A 17,622-nucleotide genomic window follows, 5' to 3' on the forward strand; every position below is an offset into this window, starting at 1 on the left:
TCAGTCCAATGGACGAACGCGCACGCCGGCGGCGTCGACGTCGAGTCTGCGCACGTCGAAGCCGTGCGTGTCGACCTCGGCCGGAAGATCACCGAAGGCGATCACGGTGGGTCCCGCTCCGGACACGCAGGCGGGAACACCGAGCTTGCGAAGATCGTTGATCACCCGAACGGTGTCGGGCCATGCGGGCTCGCGGTAGTTCTGGTGAAGTCGATCCTCAGTCGCAGCAAGGAGAACGGACGGATCGCGCGTCAGCGCGTGCACCGCGAGGGCAGCGCGCCCCGCGGCGTGCGCGGCGTCCGCGTGCGGAACTTCGGCCGGCAGCAGGCCGCGCGTGGTCTTGGTGGACGACTCCGCGGCCGGGATCAGGACCACCGGGCGCACCCGTGCGTCGGCGTCCGTCCGGACAGCGCGGTACCGCTCCCCTTCGGACCACGCGACGACGACGCCGCCGTACAAGGAGGCGGCGGCGTTGTCCGCGTGCCCCTCGAACTCGGCGGCGATTTGCAACGCGTCCGTGTCCAACTCGCGACCCGTCAGGGTGAACCCGGCTACGACTCCCGCCACGATCGCGGCGGCCGACGAGCCCAGTCCCCGTGCGTGCGGAATGGTGTTGCGGCACTTCAGGGCCAGTCCACCGGTGTAGCCGGTGGCGCGGACGGCCCGCACGACGAGATGGGTCTCGTCGAGCGGGACGTCGCCTGATCCGGCACCGTCGACCGTGATCGAGAGGCCGTCGACACCCTCGCCGCCGGCCACCTCCACGTCGTCGTACATGCCGAGCGCCATGCCGAGCGCGTCGAACCCCGACCCGAGGTTCGCGGTCGACGCGGGGACGGAGACGAGGAACTTCACGCGAGCTCCAGCGCGTACGCGACGGCACCGGGGTCGACCGGGATCGGCTCGACCTCGGTGACGCCGAGCAACGCCGTGTCGGGGTCCTTCAGACCGTGGCCCGTGACGGTGCACACAACCGTCGAGCCCTTGGGCAGGCGCCCGTCCTCGGCGGTCATCAGCAGACCGGCGATGGACGCGGCCGACGCCGGTTCGACGAAGATGCCCTCGGACGACGCCAGCAGGCGGTACGCGGCGAGGATCTGCTCGTCGGTGACGGCGTCGATCAGGCCTCCGGACTCGTCACGGGCGTCGACCGCACCCGTCCACGAGGCCGGCGAACCGATGCGGATCGCGGTCGCGATGGTCTCCGGGTTGGGCACCGGCTGGCCGCTGACCAGCGGCGCGGCCCCCGCGGCCTGGAAGCCGAACATCTTCGGCAGGCCCTTGTCGTAGGACGTGTAGCCCTTCCAGTACGCGGTGATGTTGCCCGCGTTGCCGACCGGCAGGCAGTGCACGTCCGGAGCCTGCCCGAGCACGTCGGCGACCTCCCACGCGGCGGTCTGCTGACCGACCAGGCGCACGGGGTTGACCGAGTTCACGAGCGTGACGGGGTACTCGGCGGCGGTCTTCGACGCCAGCTCCAGGCAGTCGTCGAAGTTGCCGTCGATCTGCAGGATCTTCGCGCCGTGCATGACGGCCTGCGCGAGCTTGCCCATCGCGATCTTGCCGCTGGGCACGAGCACGGCCGCCGTCAGACCGGCCTTGGCCGCGTAGGCCGCGGCGGAGGCCGACGTGTTGCCGGTGGAGGCGCAGATCACAGCCTTGAGGCCGGAGGCGAGCGCGTACGTCATGGCCACGGTCATGCCGCGGTCCTTGAACGAGCCGGTCGGGTTCGCGCCCTCGACCTTGACCCACACGTCGGACCCGGCCGCCTCGGAGAGGCGCTTGGCGTGCACCAGCGGCGTGCCGCCCTCGTGCAGCGTCACGACCTCGGCGCCCTCGGGAATCTCGATGCGGTCCCGGTAGGCGTTGATGAGCCCGGGCCAGCCCGCTCTTGAGGCGTTCACTCTTCGCCCTCCACCCTCATGACGCTGACGACGTCCCGCACCACGGGGAGGCCACCGATTTTGTCCACAGTGGACCGCAGAGCGGCGTCGGTCGCCGCGTGCGTGACGATCACCAGGCTGGCGTCCTCGGTGCGGCCTTCCTGGCGCACCGCGGCGATGCTCACGTCGTGCTCGGCGAACACGGCGGCGACCTGCGAGAGGACACCCGCCTTGTCCGCCACGTCGAGGCTGATGTGGTAGCGGGTGGGCGTGTTGCCCATGGGCTGCGCTGACAACGCGGCGTAGGCCGACTCGCGCGGGCCGTGCCCGCTCGCGACCATGTTGCGCGCCACGGCGACCAGGTCGCCGACCACGGCGCTCGCCGTCGGGGCGCCACCGGCACCCTGCCCGTAGAACATCATCTCCCCCGCCGCGTCGGCCTCGACGAACACGGCGTTGAACGCGCCGTTGACGCTCGCCAGCGGATGCGTCCTGGGGATCATGGCCGGGTGCACTCGAACGGCGACTGACTCCTGGCCGGACGGGCTGACCACGCGCTCGCAGATCGCGAGCAGCTTCACCGTGCGGCCGAGGCCCTTGGCCGCCGCGATGTCCGCCGCGGACACCGCGCGGATGCCCTCGCGGTACACGTCCGACGCCGTCACCCGCGTGTGGAACGCAAGGGACGCAAGGATCGCGGCCTTCGACGCGGCGTCGAACCCGTCGACGTCCGCGGTCGGGTCGGCCTCGGCGTAACCGAGGCGCGAGGCCTCCTCGAGCGTCTCGGCGTAGCCCGCGCCCGTGGCGTCCATCGCGGACAGGATGAAGTTCGTCGTGCCGTTCACGATGCCCATGACGCGCGTGATCCGGTCTCCCGCAAGGGATTCCCGCAACGGGCGCAGCAACGGGATCGCGCCGGCGACGGCGGCCTCGAAGTACAGGTCCGCGCCGGACGCGTCAGCGGCCTCGAACAGGTCCGAGCCGTGCTCGGCCAGCAGCGCCTTGTTCGCCGTCACGACGGACTTGCCGGCGCGCAACGCCTCCAGCAGCAGGCCGCGCGTCGGGTCGATGCCGCCGATGACCTCGACGATCACGTCCACGTCGTCGGACTTCACGAGCGCCGCGGCGTCCGTGGTGAGCAGGTGCTCCGGCACTTCACGGTGTTTGTTCGGCCTGCGCACGGCGATGCCCACGATCTCGACCGGCGCGCCGATGCGCTGGGTGAGGTCCTCGGCCTGGTCGGTCAGCAGCCGGACTACCTCCGTGCCCACCGTGCCACAGCCGAGCAAGGCGACCCGAATCGGTTTCACGGCTTTCATACCTCCAGACGGAACAGGTCGTCCTCGGTCTCGCGACGCAGCAGCAGCCGCGCCTCCCCGTCGGTCACCGCGGCGAGCGCGGGCCTCGGAAGTCGGTTGTACCCGCTCGCCATCGAGTAGCAGTAGGCCCCTGTGGCGGCGATCGCAACCAGGTCGCCCGGCGCGAGGTCGTCGGGCAGCCAGCAGTCGCGCACCACGATGTCACCGGACTCGCAGTGCTTGCCCACGACACGACACAGCACGGCCCTCGATTCGGGCTCGGACGCCCGTGAGACCAGCTTGCAGTCGTAGACCGCGTCGTACAGGGCGGTGCGGATGTTGTCGCTCATGCCGCCGTCGACGCTGACGTACCGGCGGCGCGCGCCGCCGTCGAGCTCGATGTCCTTGATCGTGCCGACCTCGTACACGGTGACCGTGCCGGGGCCGACGATCGCGCGGCCGGGCTCGACCGCGATGCGGGGCATCGGCAGGCCGTTGTGCTCGCACTCCTTCTGCACGATGTTGTGCAGCTGCCGCGCGAGCTCGGCGGGCGGGGGCGGGTCGTCGTCCGGCGTGTAGGCGATGCCGAGACCGCCGCCGAGGTCGACGACGTTCAACGACGGCACGTCGCCGTGCTCCTCGCGGATCTCGGCGAGCAGGCCGATCACGCGGCGCGCGGCGACCTCGAAGCCGGAGGCGTCGAAGATCTGCGAGCCGATGTGGCTGTGCAGGCCGACGAGCTCCAGGCCGCTCGCCTTGAGCACGCGGCGCACCGCCTCGGCCGCGTCGCCGGAGGACAGCGAGAAGCCGAACTTCTGGTCCTCGTGCGCGGTCGCGATGAACTCGTGCGTGTGCGCCTCGACGCCGACCGTCACGCGGATCAGCACCGGCTGCACCACACCGCGGTCGCGCGCGATCTGGTCGAGCCTCGCGATCTCGTAGTAGGAGTCGACGACGATCCCGCCGACACCGGCCTCGACGGCCGCGATCAGTTCGGGAACGCTCTTGTTGTTGCCGTGCAACGCGATGCGCTCGGCCGGGAAGTCCGCTCGCAGGGCGATGGCGAGCTCGCCACCGCTGCAGACGTCGATGGAGAGGCCCTCTTCGGCCACCCACTTCGCGACCTGCACGCTCAGGAACGCCTTGGAGGCGTAGTGCACGAGCGTCGGGTCGCCGAACGCCTCGGCGTGCTCGCGGCACCGCGCGCGGAAGTCCTGCTCGTCCATGACGAACAACGGGGTGCCGTACTGCTCGGCGAGCGTGCGCACGTCCACGCCCGCAAGCTCCAGGACGCCGGCGTCGTTGCGCTGGGCGTTGCGGGGCCACACGGTGGGGTGCAGGTGGTCGAGCTGGTCGGTGGAGGAGGGGCGGTCGCCGGCGGTGTTGCCGGGTGCCGTGACGTCGGCGTGCCGAGGTCCAGCGGGATGTGCTCGCATTACATTCGCTCCGGTGCGGTGACGCCGAGCAGGCCGAGGCCGGCTCCGAAAACATTCCTGGTCGCGGCGCAGAGCGTGAGTCTCGCCCGGTGCAACGGGGTGGGTGCCTCGTCGCCCTGGGGAAGGACGCGGACGCCGTTCGTGCGGTCGTAGAAGCGGTGGAAGGCCCCGGCCAGCTCTTCGAGGTACCTCGCCACCCGGTGGGGTTCGCGCAGCTCGGCGGCGGTGGCCACCACTCGCGGGAACTCGCCGATGGTGCGGATGAGTGCGCCCTCGCGCTCGTGGGTGAGCAGCGCGAAGTCCTCATCGGGGGTGATGCCCAGTTCGGCGGCGTTGCGCAGGATCGACGACGTGCGGGAGTGCGCGTACTGCACGTAGTAGACCGGGTTCTCGCTCTCGTGCTTGCGCAGCAGGTCGAGGTCGATGTCGAGACCCGAGTCGACCGACGAGCGGATCATGGCGTAGCGCGCCGCGTCCACGCCGACCGCGTCGACCAGGTCCTCCATCGTGATGACGGTGCCCGCGCGCTTGCTCATCCGGACGGGCTGGCCGTCGCTGACGAGGTTCACGAGCTGGCCGATCAGCACCTCGACGCTGCCGGGGTCGTCGCCCAGCGCGGCCGCCGCGGCCTTGAGGCGCGCGATGTAGCCGTGGTGGTCGGCGCCGAGCATGTAGATGCACAGGTCGAAGCCGCGGCCGCGCTTGTCGACGAGGTAGGCGATGTCGCCCGCGATGTAGGCCGGGTTGCCGTCGCTCTTGATGACGACGCGGTCCTTGTCGTCACCGAAGTCCGTGGACCGCAGCCACCAGGCGCCGTCCTTCTCGTAGAGCGAGCCGTTGGCCTTGAGCTTCGTGATCGCCTCTTCGACGCGGCCGCTCTCGTGCAGCGAGTCCTCGTGGAAGTAGACGTCGAAGTCGGTGCCGAACTCGTGCAGGCTGCGCTTGATCTCCTCGAACATGAGCCCGACGCCGACCCTGCGCACCGTCTCCGGGTCGCCCAGGGCGCCCGGTTCGCGGCGCAGGACCTCGGCGGCGATGTCGCTCACGTACGTGCCCGCGTAACCGTCCTCGGGGGCCGGCTCGCCCTTCGCGGCGGCGATCAGCGACCGGACGAACCTGTCGATCTGCGCGCCGGCGTCGTTGAAGTAGTACTCGCGGGTGACCTCGGCGCCGCGGGCCCGCAGGATCCGGCCCAGCGCGTCGCCGACGGCCGCCCAGCGCGCGCCACCGAGGTGGATGGGGCCCGTCGGGTTCGCGGAGACGAACTCCAGGTTGATCAGCTTGCCCCGCAGCTCGGCGCCCGTGCCGTAACCGGCCTCCAGCGCGTCCTGGAGGATCGCGCCCTGGGCCTCGGCGGCGATCGTGAGGTTCAGGAAGCCGGGGCCGGCGACGTCGGCCTTCGCGATGGCGGACCGGCTCACGAGGGCTTCGGCGAGCCACGTGGCGAGATCGCGCGGGGGGACACCGGTCTTCTTGGCGATCTGGAGCGCGACGTTGGTGGCGTAGTCGCCGTGCCCGGGGTTCCTGGGTCGCTCGACCGTCACCCGCTCGGGTGTGGCGGTGGTGTCGAGACCCCGGTCGGCCAGCAACTGGGCAACCGCGGTCCTGACGAGATCGGCGAGCGCTTCGGGTGTCACGCCAGAAGAGTTTAGAGAAGCGTTGTCGCAGGTCTCGACCGGGTTACCGGGTCTCGGAGGGTGAGACGGCAAGTGTTAACGCACACGTGGTATCGCACTGCGCTGACGGTGACCAGACACGATGTCCCTACACTGGCGCCGGTTGACCAGGACGACATCTGAGGCGGACATGACCAGCGGCAAGAAGACGAAGGCCACGCGCAACAGCGTGGCCGCGGCCCGTTCCTCGGTGGTGGCGAGCAAGCCGAAGCCGTGGGGCACGATCATCGCGGTCATCGCGGTGCTGGGCCTCGCGGGCGGTGTTTTCGGGTATGCGTACTCGCAGATCCACGCGAACAACGTCAAAGAGGCCGCCCTGGCCAAGTGGAAGCCCTCCGACACGAACAAGGACCCGTCGACCGCGCTCGCGGGCATCGTGGTCAAGGAGTACAAGGGCTCCCGCCACGTCGAGCCGACCCAGCGCGTCGCCTACGACCAGACCCCCGCGTTCGGTGGCCCGCACGACGCCACCTGGGCCGACTGCACCGGCGTCGTCTACGACAAGGCGATCCGCACGGAGAACATCGTCCACGGCCTGGAGCACGGCGCGGTCTGGATCGCGTACAACCCGGACCAGATCAAGGACGAGGCCCTCAACAAGCTGAAGGTCAAGGTCGAGGGCATCCCGTACATGGCGCTGTCGCCGTTCCCAGGCCTCGACAAGCCGGTCTCCCTGCAGTCGTGGGGCCACCAGCTGAAGCTGGACAACGTCGACGACGAGCGCGTCGACCAGTTCATCTCCTCGCTGCTGCGCAACCCGAACACCTACCCCGAGGTCGGCGCGTCCTGCGAGAACCCGCAGTTCCTGTCGAACCCGGCCCCGTTCGTGGCCGAGAAGCCGGGCGCCGACGCCGTGCCGATGGACGGCGGCAAGGACGACTCGAAGACCGAGGGCCAGCCGAACACGAGCACGCCGCCGTCGTCGAACTCCGTGTCGACGCCCCCGTCGAGCTGATGTCCGCTCCGATCGACGCCGACGAGAGGTCCGGCGGCCCTTCGGGGCTGACCCGGACCCTCGTCATCGGCGCAGCGGTCCTGGCCGTGCTCCTGCTGGGCGCGGCCGTGGGCCTGCTGGTGAAGCTCCCGGGCTCCTCCACGACGTCCGCGGCCCCGGCCTCCGGCTCCGTGGACGTCGGCTTCTGCCAGGACATGTCCATGCACCACCTGCAGGGCATCCAGATGGCGAACACCGCCCGCGACCGCTCCACCGACCCGGAGATCCGCCAGCTCGCCTTCGACATCTCCTCCACCCAGCTCGAACAGGTGGGGCGGATGAAGGGCTGGCTGATGATGTGGAACGAGCACGAGCAGAACATCTCCGGCGTCTACATGAAGTGGATGGACGCCGCCGGGGTCCACGGCCACGGCGCCACCACCCCGGAGGCGGGCAAGCCGATCATGCCCGGCATGGCCACCACCGAAGAGCTGACCAAGCTGCGCACCATGCCGCAGGGACGCGACTTCGACGTGTACTGGCTCCAGCTGATGCTCCGCCACCACATGGGCGGCGCACCGATGGCCGAGTACGCCTCGACCGCCGCCGGCCAGCCGTTCGTGCGAACGCTCTCCGACAACATGCTGAAGTCGCAGTCCGCCGAGACCGACCTGATGAAGGACTACCTGGCGAAGCGCGGAGCCGCCCCGCTGCCGTAGCCCGGTTCCTCTTGTCGCTGCGCGAGGGCCGTCCCCAGAGGTGTGGGGGCGGCCCTTTCGCTTGTCAGCACAGGAATTGCGCAAAGCGCGCCCATCCCCGCAAGGCGACAAACGCACGCAAGGCGACCACCCCGCTGGAACAGCAACCAGCCACCGCAACCCGCACCCGCGCGGTGCCAACCGGACAGCCACAAACGCACGAGCAACCTCGGACGAAACCTGGCGTGGCGATGCGAAGCGAGCCGTCCGAACCTGCTGCCGACTGGGCAGCGGTACACCCCGCTCCTGCGATTGGGGCTTGACCTTGAGGGGCGGGGTGCTACCCCTGATCGGGCACGGCCGGGCGCTTTTCAGCCCGGCTTTTCCGGCCGTCTCAGCGCCTCGCCAGAGGCTCGAGGTCAAGCCCCAATCGCCAGCCCTTGATTCGTCACGACCTGCGCGCCCGTCCTCGCAAGGCGACTTCTCTTCCGGGAACGCGACCAACCCCGCTGGAACAGGCACCCACAACACAAAGCCGACCCGCGCAACCCCTCCCACAACAGGCCCAAAGCCGTCTGGACAACCGCCTACCCCTGAGTAACGTGGGTCACACCCCTACTCGGAGGTAACCATGACCGTCGACGAGCGCGCGGCCAGGCAGGTCGCCGAACAAGCACGCGAAACCCGCTGGCAGCGACCGAGCTTCGGCAAGGAGCTCTTCCTGGGTCACTTCCGAATCGACCTGATCCACCCACATCCGAGCGGCACCACCGAAGACCGCCACCGCGGCGAGAAGTTCCTCGAAGAACTCCGCAGGTTCACCGAAACCACCATCGACAACGCGGTCATCGAACGAGACGCCCAAATCCCCGACGAAGTCCTGAAGGGCCTCAAGGACCTCGGCGCGTTCGGCATGAAGATCAAGCCCGAGTACGGCGGCATCGGTCTCACCCAGGTCTACTACAACAGGGCCCTGATGCTGGTCGGCTCGGCGAGCCCGGCGATCGGCGCGATGCTCAGCGCCCACCAGTCCATCGGCGTTCCGCAACCCGTCGCGATGTTCGGCAGCCCGGAACAGAAGCAGGAGTTCCTGCCGAGGTGCGCCAAGGGCGAGATCACCGCCTTCCTGCTCACCGAACCGGACGTCGGCTCGGACCCGGCCAGACTCGGCACCACCGCGACGGAGGACGGCGACGACTACGTCCTCAACGGCGTGAAACTCTGGACCACCAACGGAGTCGTGGCCGACCTCCTGGTCGTGATGGCCCAAGTGCCGAACAAGGGCATCACGGCGTTCGTCGTCGAAGCGAACGCCGAAGGCATCACCGTCGAGAACCGCAACGCGTTCATGGGCCTCAGGGGCCTGGAGAACGGCGTGACGAGGTTCCACGACGTCCGCGTCCCGAAGAAGAACGTGATCGGCAAGGAGGGCGCCGGTCTCAAGATCGCGCTCGCCACCCTCAACACCGGACGCCTGAGCCTCCCGGCCCTCTGCGCGGGAAGTGCCAAGTGGTGCCTCAAGATCGCTCGCGAATGGTCGGGCGAACGCATCCAGTGGGGCCTGCCGGTCGGCAAGCACGAGGCCGTCGCGGGCAAGATCGCCTACATCGCCGCGACCGCCTACGCGCTGGAAGCCGTGCTGGACCTCAGTTCCGAGCTCGCGGACGCCGGTAGCCACGACATCCGCATCGAGGCGGCGCTGGCGAAGCTGTACGCGTCCGAGAAGGCCTGGCTGGTGGCCGACGAACTGGTCCAGATCCGCGGTGGGCGCGGGTACGAGACGGCGGAGAGCCAGGCGGCGCGCGGAGAACGCGGCATCGCGGCCGAGCAGGTCCTCCGCGACCTGCGCATCAACCGGATCTTCGAGGGCTCCACCGAGATCATGCACCTGCTGATCGCGCGCGAGGCCGTGGACGCGCACCTGAGCGTCGCCGGCGACATCATCGACCCGGACGCCGACCGCAACGCGAAGATGAAGGCCGCAGCCAAGGCGGGCGGCTTCTACGCCAAATGGCTGCCCACGCTCGTCGTCGGAAAGGGCCAGACTCCCGCCGGCTACACGGAGTTCGGGCCGCTCGCCAAGCACCTGCGGTTCGTCGAGCGGTCGGCGCGCAAGCTGGCGCGGCAGACGTTCTACGCGATGTCGCGGTGGCAGGGGAAGATGGAGCGCAAGCAGCGGTTCCTGAGCCGGGTCGTGGACATCGGGGCCGAGCTGTTCGCGATCAGCGCCGCGTGCGTGCGGGCCGTGCAGGACGGGAACCCGAACTCCCAGGTGCTGGCCGACGCGTTCGCCAGGCAGGCGCGGATCCGTGTCGACGAGTTGTTCGAGAAGCTCTGGAAGAACACCGACGACAGCGATCTGGTGGTGGCCGGGCAGGTCCTCGCCGGCGAGTACGCCTGGCTGGAGGAGGGCATCGTCGACGCGTCCATCCCGGGGCCGTGGATCGCGGACTCCACGCACCACGAGTCAGCGGCGGCGAACGTCCACCGCCCGACGCCCCGCTAGCCCCCCGTTGCTGCACTGGGCAGGCTGATGGTGGTGCGGGCGCGGCACCTGCCCAGTGCACGGCCGGTAGGGGGCTACGTCCCCCGCATCCCCCTACCGACTCCCCTTGCAACGGAAGGACACAACCCTCCAGGTGGAGGTGTCGGTAACGCTAAGCCACAAAACACCGTTAACAGTTACGACAATTGAGTGAACTACCAGGTGAGGGGTACTCAACTACTCTCAGAGAGTAACTTCGAAGACCAATTCACGAGCGGCTTCGAGACCCATCGCGATGGCCCCGGAGAGCACCGCGCCGTCCCCCAGCGAGCCCGCCACGATCCGGGGCGCCAGCGGCGTCATCGTGCGGAGCTTCGCCTCCAGCGGCTCGAGCAGCAGGTCGACGTTCGACCCCACACCGCCACCCAGGACGACCAGTTCCGGATCGATCACCGCGGTGACGGCGGCCACGAGGAACGCGAGCCGTTCCGCTTCCAGCCGCACGACCTCGAGAGCCGCCACGTTCCCAGCACGCGCCTGTGAGAACACGCCACGGGCCGAGCGCGCCGTCAGACCCAGCTCACGTGCCCGCGCCACAACGGATCCCGCCGAGGCCGCGTCCTCGAACTGTCCACGACGGACGTCCGAACCGGACTCGCCGTACGGCAGGAACCCGACTTCCCCCGCCGCGCCGTGCGCGCCGCGGAACAGCACGCCGTCCACGACGATGCCCATGCCGACACCGGTGCCCACCGTCGCGCACACGAACACGCGCGCTCCCTGCGCCACCCCGTAGACGTGTTCGCCCAGCGCGGCCAGGTTCGCGTCGTTCTCCACGACCACCGCCGAACCGAGTGACGACTCCAGCCCGTCCAGCACGCCGAGCGACTCCCAGCCGGGCAGTTGCGGCGCGTGCCGCACGACCCGCGAGCGCTGGTCGATCACGCCGGGACTGCCGATCACCTTCACCACGACGTCCGTGAGAGCGATCCCAGCGTCCGCCACGGTGCGTGACGCCAGCTCGGTCACGGTGCGCACCACGGCAGCGGCCGACCGGCTGCGGTTGCGCTCGTCCACGCGGGCCACCACCGACCCGCCCAGATCGGCGAGCGCCACCCGGATCCGTTCACGGCCGATGTCGACGCCGAGCACGTGGCCGGCGACGGGATTGGGCTCGTAGACCACGGCGGACCGGCCAGGACCTGCGGTGGTGCGGCCGATGGGGCGGACCAGGCCGTGGCGTTCGAGGTCGGCCAGGGCCTGCCCGACCGTCGGCTTGGACAGGCCGGCGTCCTTGGCGATCTGGGGGCGCGTGGCGGCACCCAGACGGCGCAACAGGCCGAGCACAGCGCGTTGGTTGAGCACGCGCATGCCCGCTGGTGTACCCACCTCTGGCGGCTTGCGGTCGCTCACCGGCCAATTCTAGATCTTGATCCACTGCGCATGCGCGCAACTGTTGAAGAGACAGGTTGCACGACAATTCCTGTCCGCTCCCTTGACAACGATGTCAGGTGCAGAAAAGGTCCCCACCAAAAGGGGCAGGCTAGGCGGCGGAAGGGTTGCAATGAGGCAACTGGGGAAGAGACGAACCAGAACTCTGTTGAGCGTCGCGATCACTGCGACACTGGTGGGCGGCGTGAGCAACGGCTACGCGGCCGCCGCACCAGAGGAGCCAGGAGTGGGTTTTTCGTCGTCCTTTGAGGACGGTCAACCTCAACCGTCGTGGTCGAACACCGTCGAGACCGACGCGTCGGGCAACCCGAAGTCGTCGGGCGTGATCGGCTCGGACAGCTCCGGCATCCCGGGCAACGTCTCCGACAAGGTGGTCGACGTCCAGGTCAACGGGGAGAACGGACCCGCGGAGGGCAAGGAGAACCTCGTCGACGGGAACGTCAACAGCAAGTGGCTCGTCTTCGCGACCACCGGCTGGGCGACGTTCAAGTTCGACGAGGCGCGCACGATCAAGAAGTACGCGTTGTCCTCGGCCAACGACTCCCCCGAGCGCGACCCGAAGAACTGGACGCTGCAGGGCTCGGCCAACGGCACCGACTGGACCGTGCTCGACACCCGCACCGGTGAGACGTTCCCCGAGCGCTTCCAGACCAAGACCTACGACATCGCGGCGCCGCAGTCGTTCCTGCACTACAAGCTCGACGTGACGCTGAACAACGGCTCCACGAACATCGTGCAGCTCGCCGAGGTGCAGCTGTCCGACGGCTCCACGAACCCGCCGTCACCCATCATGCGCAGCGTCGTCGGCAACGGCCCGACAGGCGGTTACACGGCCAAGTCACGCGCGGGCTGGACCGGCGTCAAGGCGTTCCGCACCCAGGGCCGCCACACCGTCGAAGGACGGGCGTACAGCTACAACAAGGTCTTCGACGTCGACGTCCCGGTCAACGCCAAGACCGAGTTGTCGTACATGGTCTTCCCGGACTTCATCAACGACAACCTGAACTACCCGAGCACGTACTCGTCGGTCGACCTCGCGTTCTCCGACGGCACGTACCTGAGCGACCTCAAGGCGGTCGACCAGCACGGCGCGACGCTGTCGCCGCAGGGCCAGGGCGCGGGCAAGTTCCTGTACGCCAACCAGTGGAACAAGGTGGCGTCCACGATCGGCGCGGTCGCGGCCGGCAAGACGATCAAGCGGATCCTGGTGGCCTACGACGGCCCGAAGGGCCCGACGGACCTCGGCGCCTGGTTCGACGACATCCGCATCGGCGACGTCGTCACCAAGCAGTACGCGAAGCCGTCGGACTACGTGCTGACCACGCGTGGCACGAACTCGAACGGCTCGTTCTCGCGGGGCAACAACTTCCCGGCGACGGCGGTGCCGCACGGCTTCAACTTCTGGACCCCGATGACCAACGCGGGTTCGCAGAGCTGGCTGTACGAGTACGCGCAGCGCAACAACGCGCAGAACCTGCCGACGCTGCAGGCGTTCACGACCTCCCACGAGCCCAGCCCGTGGATGGGTGACCGCCAGACGTTCCAGGTCATGCCGTCGAACGTCGCGCCGACCCAGGACCGCGCGCTGCGCGCCCTGCCGTTCAGGCACGACAACGAGGTCGCGAAGGCCCACTACTACGGTGTGACCTTCGAGAACGGCATGAAGACCGAGATCGCGCCGACGGACCACGCGGCGGTCTTCCGGTTCACGTTCAACGACGACGCCCAGAAGAACCTCGTCTTCGACAACGTGAACAACTCCGGCGGCCTCACCCTCGACGCCGCCAACGGTGTCGTCACGGGCTACTCGGACGTGAAGAGCGGCCTGTCCACCGGCGCGACCCGCCTGTTCGTCTACGGCAAGGTCGACAAGGCGGTGACGGCGAGCGGCAAGCTCATCGGCGCGGGCCGTGACAACGTGGGCGGCTACTTCTCGTTCGGCGACAAGACCGTCGAGCTGCGCATCGCCACCTCGCTGATCTCCGTCGACCAGGCGAAGTCCAACCTGGCGCAGGAGGTCAGCGGCTCGGACACGTTCGACTCGGTGCGCGACCGCGCCCAGTCCGCGTGGGACAAGATCCTCGGCATCATCTCCGTCGAGGGCGCGTCCGAAGACCAGCTGATCACGCTGTACTCCAACATGTACCGCCTGTACCTCTACCCGAACTCGGGCTTCGAGAACGTCGGCGGCAAGACCCAGTACGCGTCCCCGGTGTCGCCCGCGACCGGTCCGAGCACGCCGACGCAGACCGGCGCGAAGATCGTCGACGGCAAGGTCTACGTCAACAACGGGTTCTGGGACACCTACCGCACGACCTGGCCCGCCTACTCGTTGTTCACGCCTTCGAAGGCGGGCGAGATGGCCGACGGCTTCGTCCAGCAGTACAAGGACGGCGGCTGGGTCTCGCGCTGGTCCTCCCCCGGTTACGCGGACCTGATGACGGGCACGAGCTCCGACGTGGCGTTCGCGGACGCGTACCTCAAGGGTGTCAGCAACTTCGACATCAAGGCCGCCTACGACGCCGCGGTGAAGAACGCCTCCGTCGTGCCGCCGAGCAACAACGTCGGCCGCAAGGGCATGGACAAGTCGATCTTCCTCGGCTACACCGGCAACGACCAGCTCGACGAGGCCTGGTCGTGGGCGATCGAGGGCTACGTCAACGACTTCGGCATCGCGTCGATGGCGAAGTCGCTGCACGAGAAGACGGGCGAGAAGCGGTACGCCGAGGAGTACGAGTACTTCCTCAACCGCGCCCAGAACTACGTGCTGACGTTCGACAAGCGGATCGAGTTCTTCCAGAACCGCAACGTCGACGGCTCCTGGCGCGTCGAGGACCCGTCGAAGTACAACCCGCAGGACTGGCGTTACGACTACACCGAGACCAACGGCTGGAACATGGCGTTCACCGTGCCGCACGACGGGCAGGGTCTCGCGAACCTGTACGGCGGACGGGACAAGCTCGCCCAGAAGCTCGACTCGTTCTTCACCCTCCCGGAGACCGCGAAGTTCCCCGGCGGCTACGGCGGCGTGATCCACGAGATGATCGAGGCGCGGGACGTGCGGATGGGCCAGTACGGCCACTCCAACCAGCCGTCGCACCACATCGCCTACATGTACAACTACGCCGGCCAGCCCGCGCGGACGGCGGAGAAGGTGCGGGAGATCCTGACGCGCCTGTACGTGGGCTCGCAGGAGGGCCAGGGCTACGCGGGCGACGAGGACAACGGCGAGATGTCGGCGTGGCACCTCTTCTCCTCGCTGGGCTTCTACCCGCTGCAGATGGGCAAGCCCGCCTACGCGATCGGTTCGCCGCTGTTCACCAAGGCGACCGTGAAGCTGGAGAACGGCAAGAAGCTCGTCATCAACGCGCCCAAGAACAGCGCGAAGAACATCTACGTGCAGGGCGTGAAGGTCAACGGCAAGGCGTGGAACAAGACGACGCTGCCGCACGACGTGCTCGCGGCCGGCGCCACGATCGACTTCGACATGGGCCCGAAGCCCTCCGCCTGGGGCACCGGCGCGAACGACGTCCCGGAGTCGATCACGAAGGGTGACGCGGTTCCGGCCCCGTTGCGCGACGTGGCTTCCGGCGTCGGCACGGCCGCGTTGGTGGACAACAACTCCTCGACCTCCGCGGTGGTCCGCTCGTTCGACTTCAAGGCCGCGGACGCGAAGGAGAAGGCGGAGTTCTACACGCTGACCAACGGCAAGACGGGCACGTCGCCCTCGGCGTGGGAGCTGAAGGGCTCCTACGACGGCAAGACGTGGTCGACGGTCGACAAGCGTTCCGGCGAGACCTTCCAGTGGCAGCAGTACACCCGGTCGTTCAAGATCGCCTCGCCGGGCAGGTACAACTTCTACCGGCTGGAGTTCGCGGGTGACGTGACGCTCGGCGAGTTCGAGCTGATGTCGAAGCCGCTGCCGGCGGCCACCACCACGGTGACCGGCACGGTCAACGGTCCGCTGCAGGTCAAGGGTGTGACCTATGTGGACGGTGCCACGATCAGCGGTCCGGTGACCGTGGCCCGCGGCGCGACGCTGTACGTCTTCGGCGGCGAGATCAAGGGCCCGCTGTCGGCGGCGGACGCGGCGTCCGTCGTGCTGGTCGGCACTCGCGTGAACGGCCCGGTGACGGTGCACGGCTCCGCCACCGAGGTCGCCGTGGAGAACACCTCGGTCGGCGGCCCCGTGTCGCTGACGTCGAACAAGACCAGGTCGGTCGTGGCCTTCTCCACGGTCGGCGGGCCGTTGTCCTGCACGGGCAACACCCCGGAGCCGTCGAACAACGGCTTCGCGAACGACGTGAAGGGCCCGAAGGCAGGACAGTGCGCCGGCCTGTAGCACGCGACTGACGAGGAAGGCCGCGTTCCGTCACGGAACGCGGCCTTTCCCGTTCACCTGAAAGGATCTATCCCTTTCAGACATACTCCGATGAGATCTTGTCAACTCGTGTGCGGTGACTGGGGAGGCTCTTGTGGTGCCGTTCGAACGAGGCCGTGTCCGAGCCCTCGTGCCACAACCCCGTCAGCCGATCGTTCCGTCACGAACGGGCGCCCAGTCCACCAAGGACGGCATCCGCGACCTGCCGGCCTCACCACGAGAGCTCGCGGCACCTCTGCGCTGACGACCCGCCCTCGACCTGCAACGTCGCGTGCTCGATGTGGTACTTGGCCGCCAGCAACGACTGCGCGGCCTTGAGCACGTCCCCGTGATCGGCGTTCTCGGCGGTCGTGAGGTGGGCGGAAGCCACCTCCATCCCGCTGGTGAGCGTCCACACGTGCAGGTCGTGCGCCTCCGTGACCCCGGGCAGCTCCGTGAGCGCCTTCTGCATCTCCGTGACGTCCAACCGCTCAGGCGCGTGCTGGAACAGGATGTGCAGCGCGTTCTTGGCCAGCCCGTACGTCCGCGGCAGCACCCACACGCCGATCAGCACACCCATGATCGGGTCCGCGTACTTCCACCCCGTCGTGATCATGACCAGCGCCGAGATCAGCACACCGACCGACCCGACCAGGTCCGCGAGCACCTCGAGGTACGCACCCCTGACGTTGATGCTGTCCTTCGCGCCCTCCTTGAGGACCGCGAAGGACACGAGGTTGGCCCCGAGCCCGAGCGTCGCCGCGATCAGCACCGGCCACCCCGGCACCGACGGCGGGTCCTGGAACCGCCCGACCGCCTCGTAGATCACGTACCCGGCCACGCCGAACAGCAGCACCGCGTTGGCCAGCGCCGCCAGCACCTCGGCCCGGTAGAACCCGAACGTGCGGTTCTTCCCCGCCCTGGCCCGCTTCGCGACCATGATCGCGGCCAGTGCCATCCCGACCCCGAGCACGTCGGTGAGCATGTGCGCGGCATCCGAGATCAGGGCCAGCGAGGACGTCGCGAACCCCACGACGAACTCCACCACCATGAAGACCGCGCCGATGCCGAACGCGACCCACAGCTTGCCGGCGTGCTGCCCGCTCGCGCTCGCCGATCCGTGCCCGTGGCCATGACCCATGCTCCGGAACATATAGCGACATGCGCATGAGTGCAATCCGGCGTATTCCCGTCCCACTGCTTGGTGACGGAGGTCATGCTCAACCCCCGCTGAGGGTGGGTGTGAAACGGGGTGGCGGGAGTGCGCTAGGATCTTCCACGTAGCTACGGCCCCCGTAGCTCAGGGGATAGAGCACCGCCCTCCGGAGGCGGGAGCGCAGGTTCGAATCCTGCCGGGGGCACCGAAGTCGAAGAACCGCCACCACATCAGTGGCGGTTCT

11 protein-coding genes and 1 tRNA gene are annotated in these 17,622 nt (G+C 68.6%); 5 read left to right on the top strand and 7 right to left on the bottom strand.

The window, feature by feature from the left end; translation table 11 throughout:
* From thrB to argS, 5 genes are read right to left on the bottom strand one after another with little or no spacing between them, the layout of a single operon-like run.
* The gene (gene thrB / locus IE307_RS24270) at nucleotides 1–855 is read right to left on the bottom strand and encodes a homoserine kinase (RefSeq protein ID WP_229905019.1); all 855 of its coding nucleotides are present in this window, start codon (nucleotides 853–855) and stop codon (nucleotides 1–3) included.
* On the bottom strand, nucleotides 852–1,904 hold the full coding sequence (gene thrC, locus IE307_RS24275; RefSeq protein WP_191301402.1) for a threonine synthase: 1,053 nt from the start codon (nucleotides 1,902–1,904) through the stop codon (nucleotides 852–854). The genes thrB and thrC overlap by 4 nt, the downstream gene beginning before the upstream one ends.
* A complete protein-coding gene (locus IE307_RS24280) occupies nucleotides 1,901–3,202 on the bottom strand; it encodes a homoserine dehydrogenase (RefSeq protein ID WP_191301404.1) in 1,302 nt (433 codons plus the stop codon). The genes thrC and IE307_RS24280 overlap by 4 nt, the downstream gene beginning before the upstream one ends.
* Nucleotides 3,199–4,617, bottom strand: a complete 1,419-nt coding sequence (gene lysA / locus IE307_RS24285; protein WP_191301407.1) for a diaminopimelate decarboxylase — start codon at nucleotides 4,615–4,617, stop codon at nucleotides 3,199–3,201. The genes IE307_RS24280 and lysA overlap by 4 nt, the downstream gene beginning before the upstream one ends.
* Nucleotides 4,617–6,254 (bottom strand): arginine--tRNA ligase, encoded by a 1,638-nt coding sequence (gene argS, locus IE307_RS24290; protein ID WP_191301409.1) that lies wholly within the window; start codon nucleotides 6,252–6,254, stop codon nucleotides 4,617–4,619. Before argS ends, lysA begins: the two co-directional genes overlap by 1 nt.
* 169 nt (nucleotides 6,255–6,423) lie before the next feature.
* Here argS and IE307_RS24295 point away from each other — a divergent pair, with 169 nt between their 5' ends.
* From IE307_RS24295 to IE307_RS24305, 3 genes are all read left to right on the top strand, one after another.
* Nucleotides 6,424–7,248 (top strand): thioredoxin-like domain-containing protein, encoded by an 825-nt coding sequence (locus IE307_RS24295; protein WP_191301757.1) that lies wholly within the window; start codon nucleotides 6,424–6,426, stop codon nucleotides 7,246–7,248.
* Nucleotides 7,248–7,946, top strand: a complete 699-nt coding sequence (locus tag IE307_RS24300; protein ID WP_191301411.1) for a DUF305 domain-containing protein — start codon at nucleotides 7,248–7,250, stop codon at nucleotides 7,944–7,946. The genes IE307_RS24295 and IE307_RS24300 overlap by 1 nt, the downstream gene beginning before the upstream one ends.
* A 610-nt stretch (nucleotides 7,947–8,556) precedes the next feature.
* Nucleotides 8,557–10,431, top strand: coding sequence for an acyl-CoA dehydrogenase family protein (locus tag IE307_RS24305; protein WP_191301413.1), 1,875 nt, complete (start codon nucleotides 8,557–8,559; stop codon nucleotides 10,429–10,431).
* Between the two features lie 222 nt (nucleotides 10,432–10,653).
* Here IE307_RS24305 and IE307_RS24310 read toward each other — a convergent pair whose 3' ends face one another.
* Nucleotides 10,654–11,823, bottom strand: coding sequence for an ROK family transcriptional regulator (locus IE307_RS24310; protein WP_191301415.1), 1,170 nt, complete (start codon nucleotides 11,821–11,823; stop codon nucleotides 10,654–10,656).
* Between the two features lie 151 nt (nucleotides 11,824–11,974).
* Here IE307_RS24310 and IE307_RS24315 point away from each other — a divergent pair, with 151 nt between their 5' ends.
* The gene (locus tag IE307_RS24315; RefSeq protein WP_191301417.1) at nucleotides 11,975–16,204 is read left to right on the top strand and encodes a GH92 family glycosyl hydrolase; all 4,230 of its coding nucleotides are present in this window, start codon (nucleotides 11,975–11,977) and stop codon (nucleotides 16,202–16,204) included.
* A gap of 250 nt (nucleotides 16,205–16,454) precedes the next feature.
* On the opposite strand, the gene IE307_RS24320 is transcribed toward IE307_RS24315, so the two are convergent.
* The gene (locus tag IE307_RS24320; protein WP_191301420.1) at nucleotides 16,455–17,363 is read right to left on the bottom strand and encodes a cation diffusion facilitator family transporter; all 909 of its coding nucleotides are present in this window, start codon (nucleotides 17,361–17,363) and stop codon (nucleotides 16,455–16,457) included.
* 148 nt (nucleotides 17,364–17,511) lie between these two features.
* Here IE307_RS24320 and IE307_RS24325 point away from each other — a divergent pair.
* A tRNA-Arg gene (locus IE307_RS24325) sits at nucleotides 17,512–17,583 on the top strand.
* The last annotated feature ends 39 nt before the right edge of the window (nucleotides 17,584–17,622 follow it).

It is taken from the genome of Lentzea cavernae (assembly GCF_014653695.1).
GTDB lineage: Bacteria > Actinomycetota > Actinomycetes > Mycobacteriales > Pseudonocardiaceae > Lentzea > Lentzea cavernae.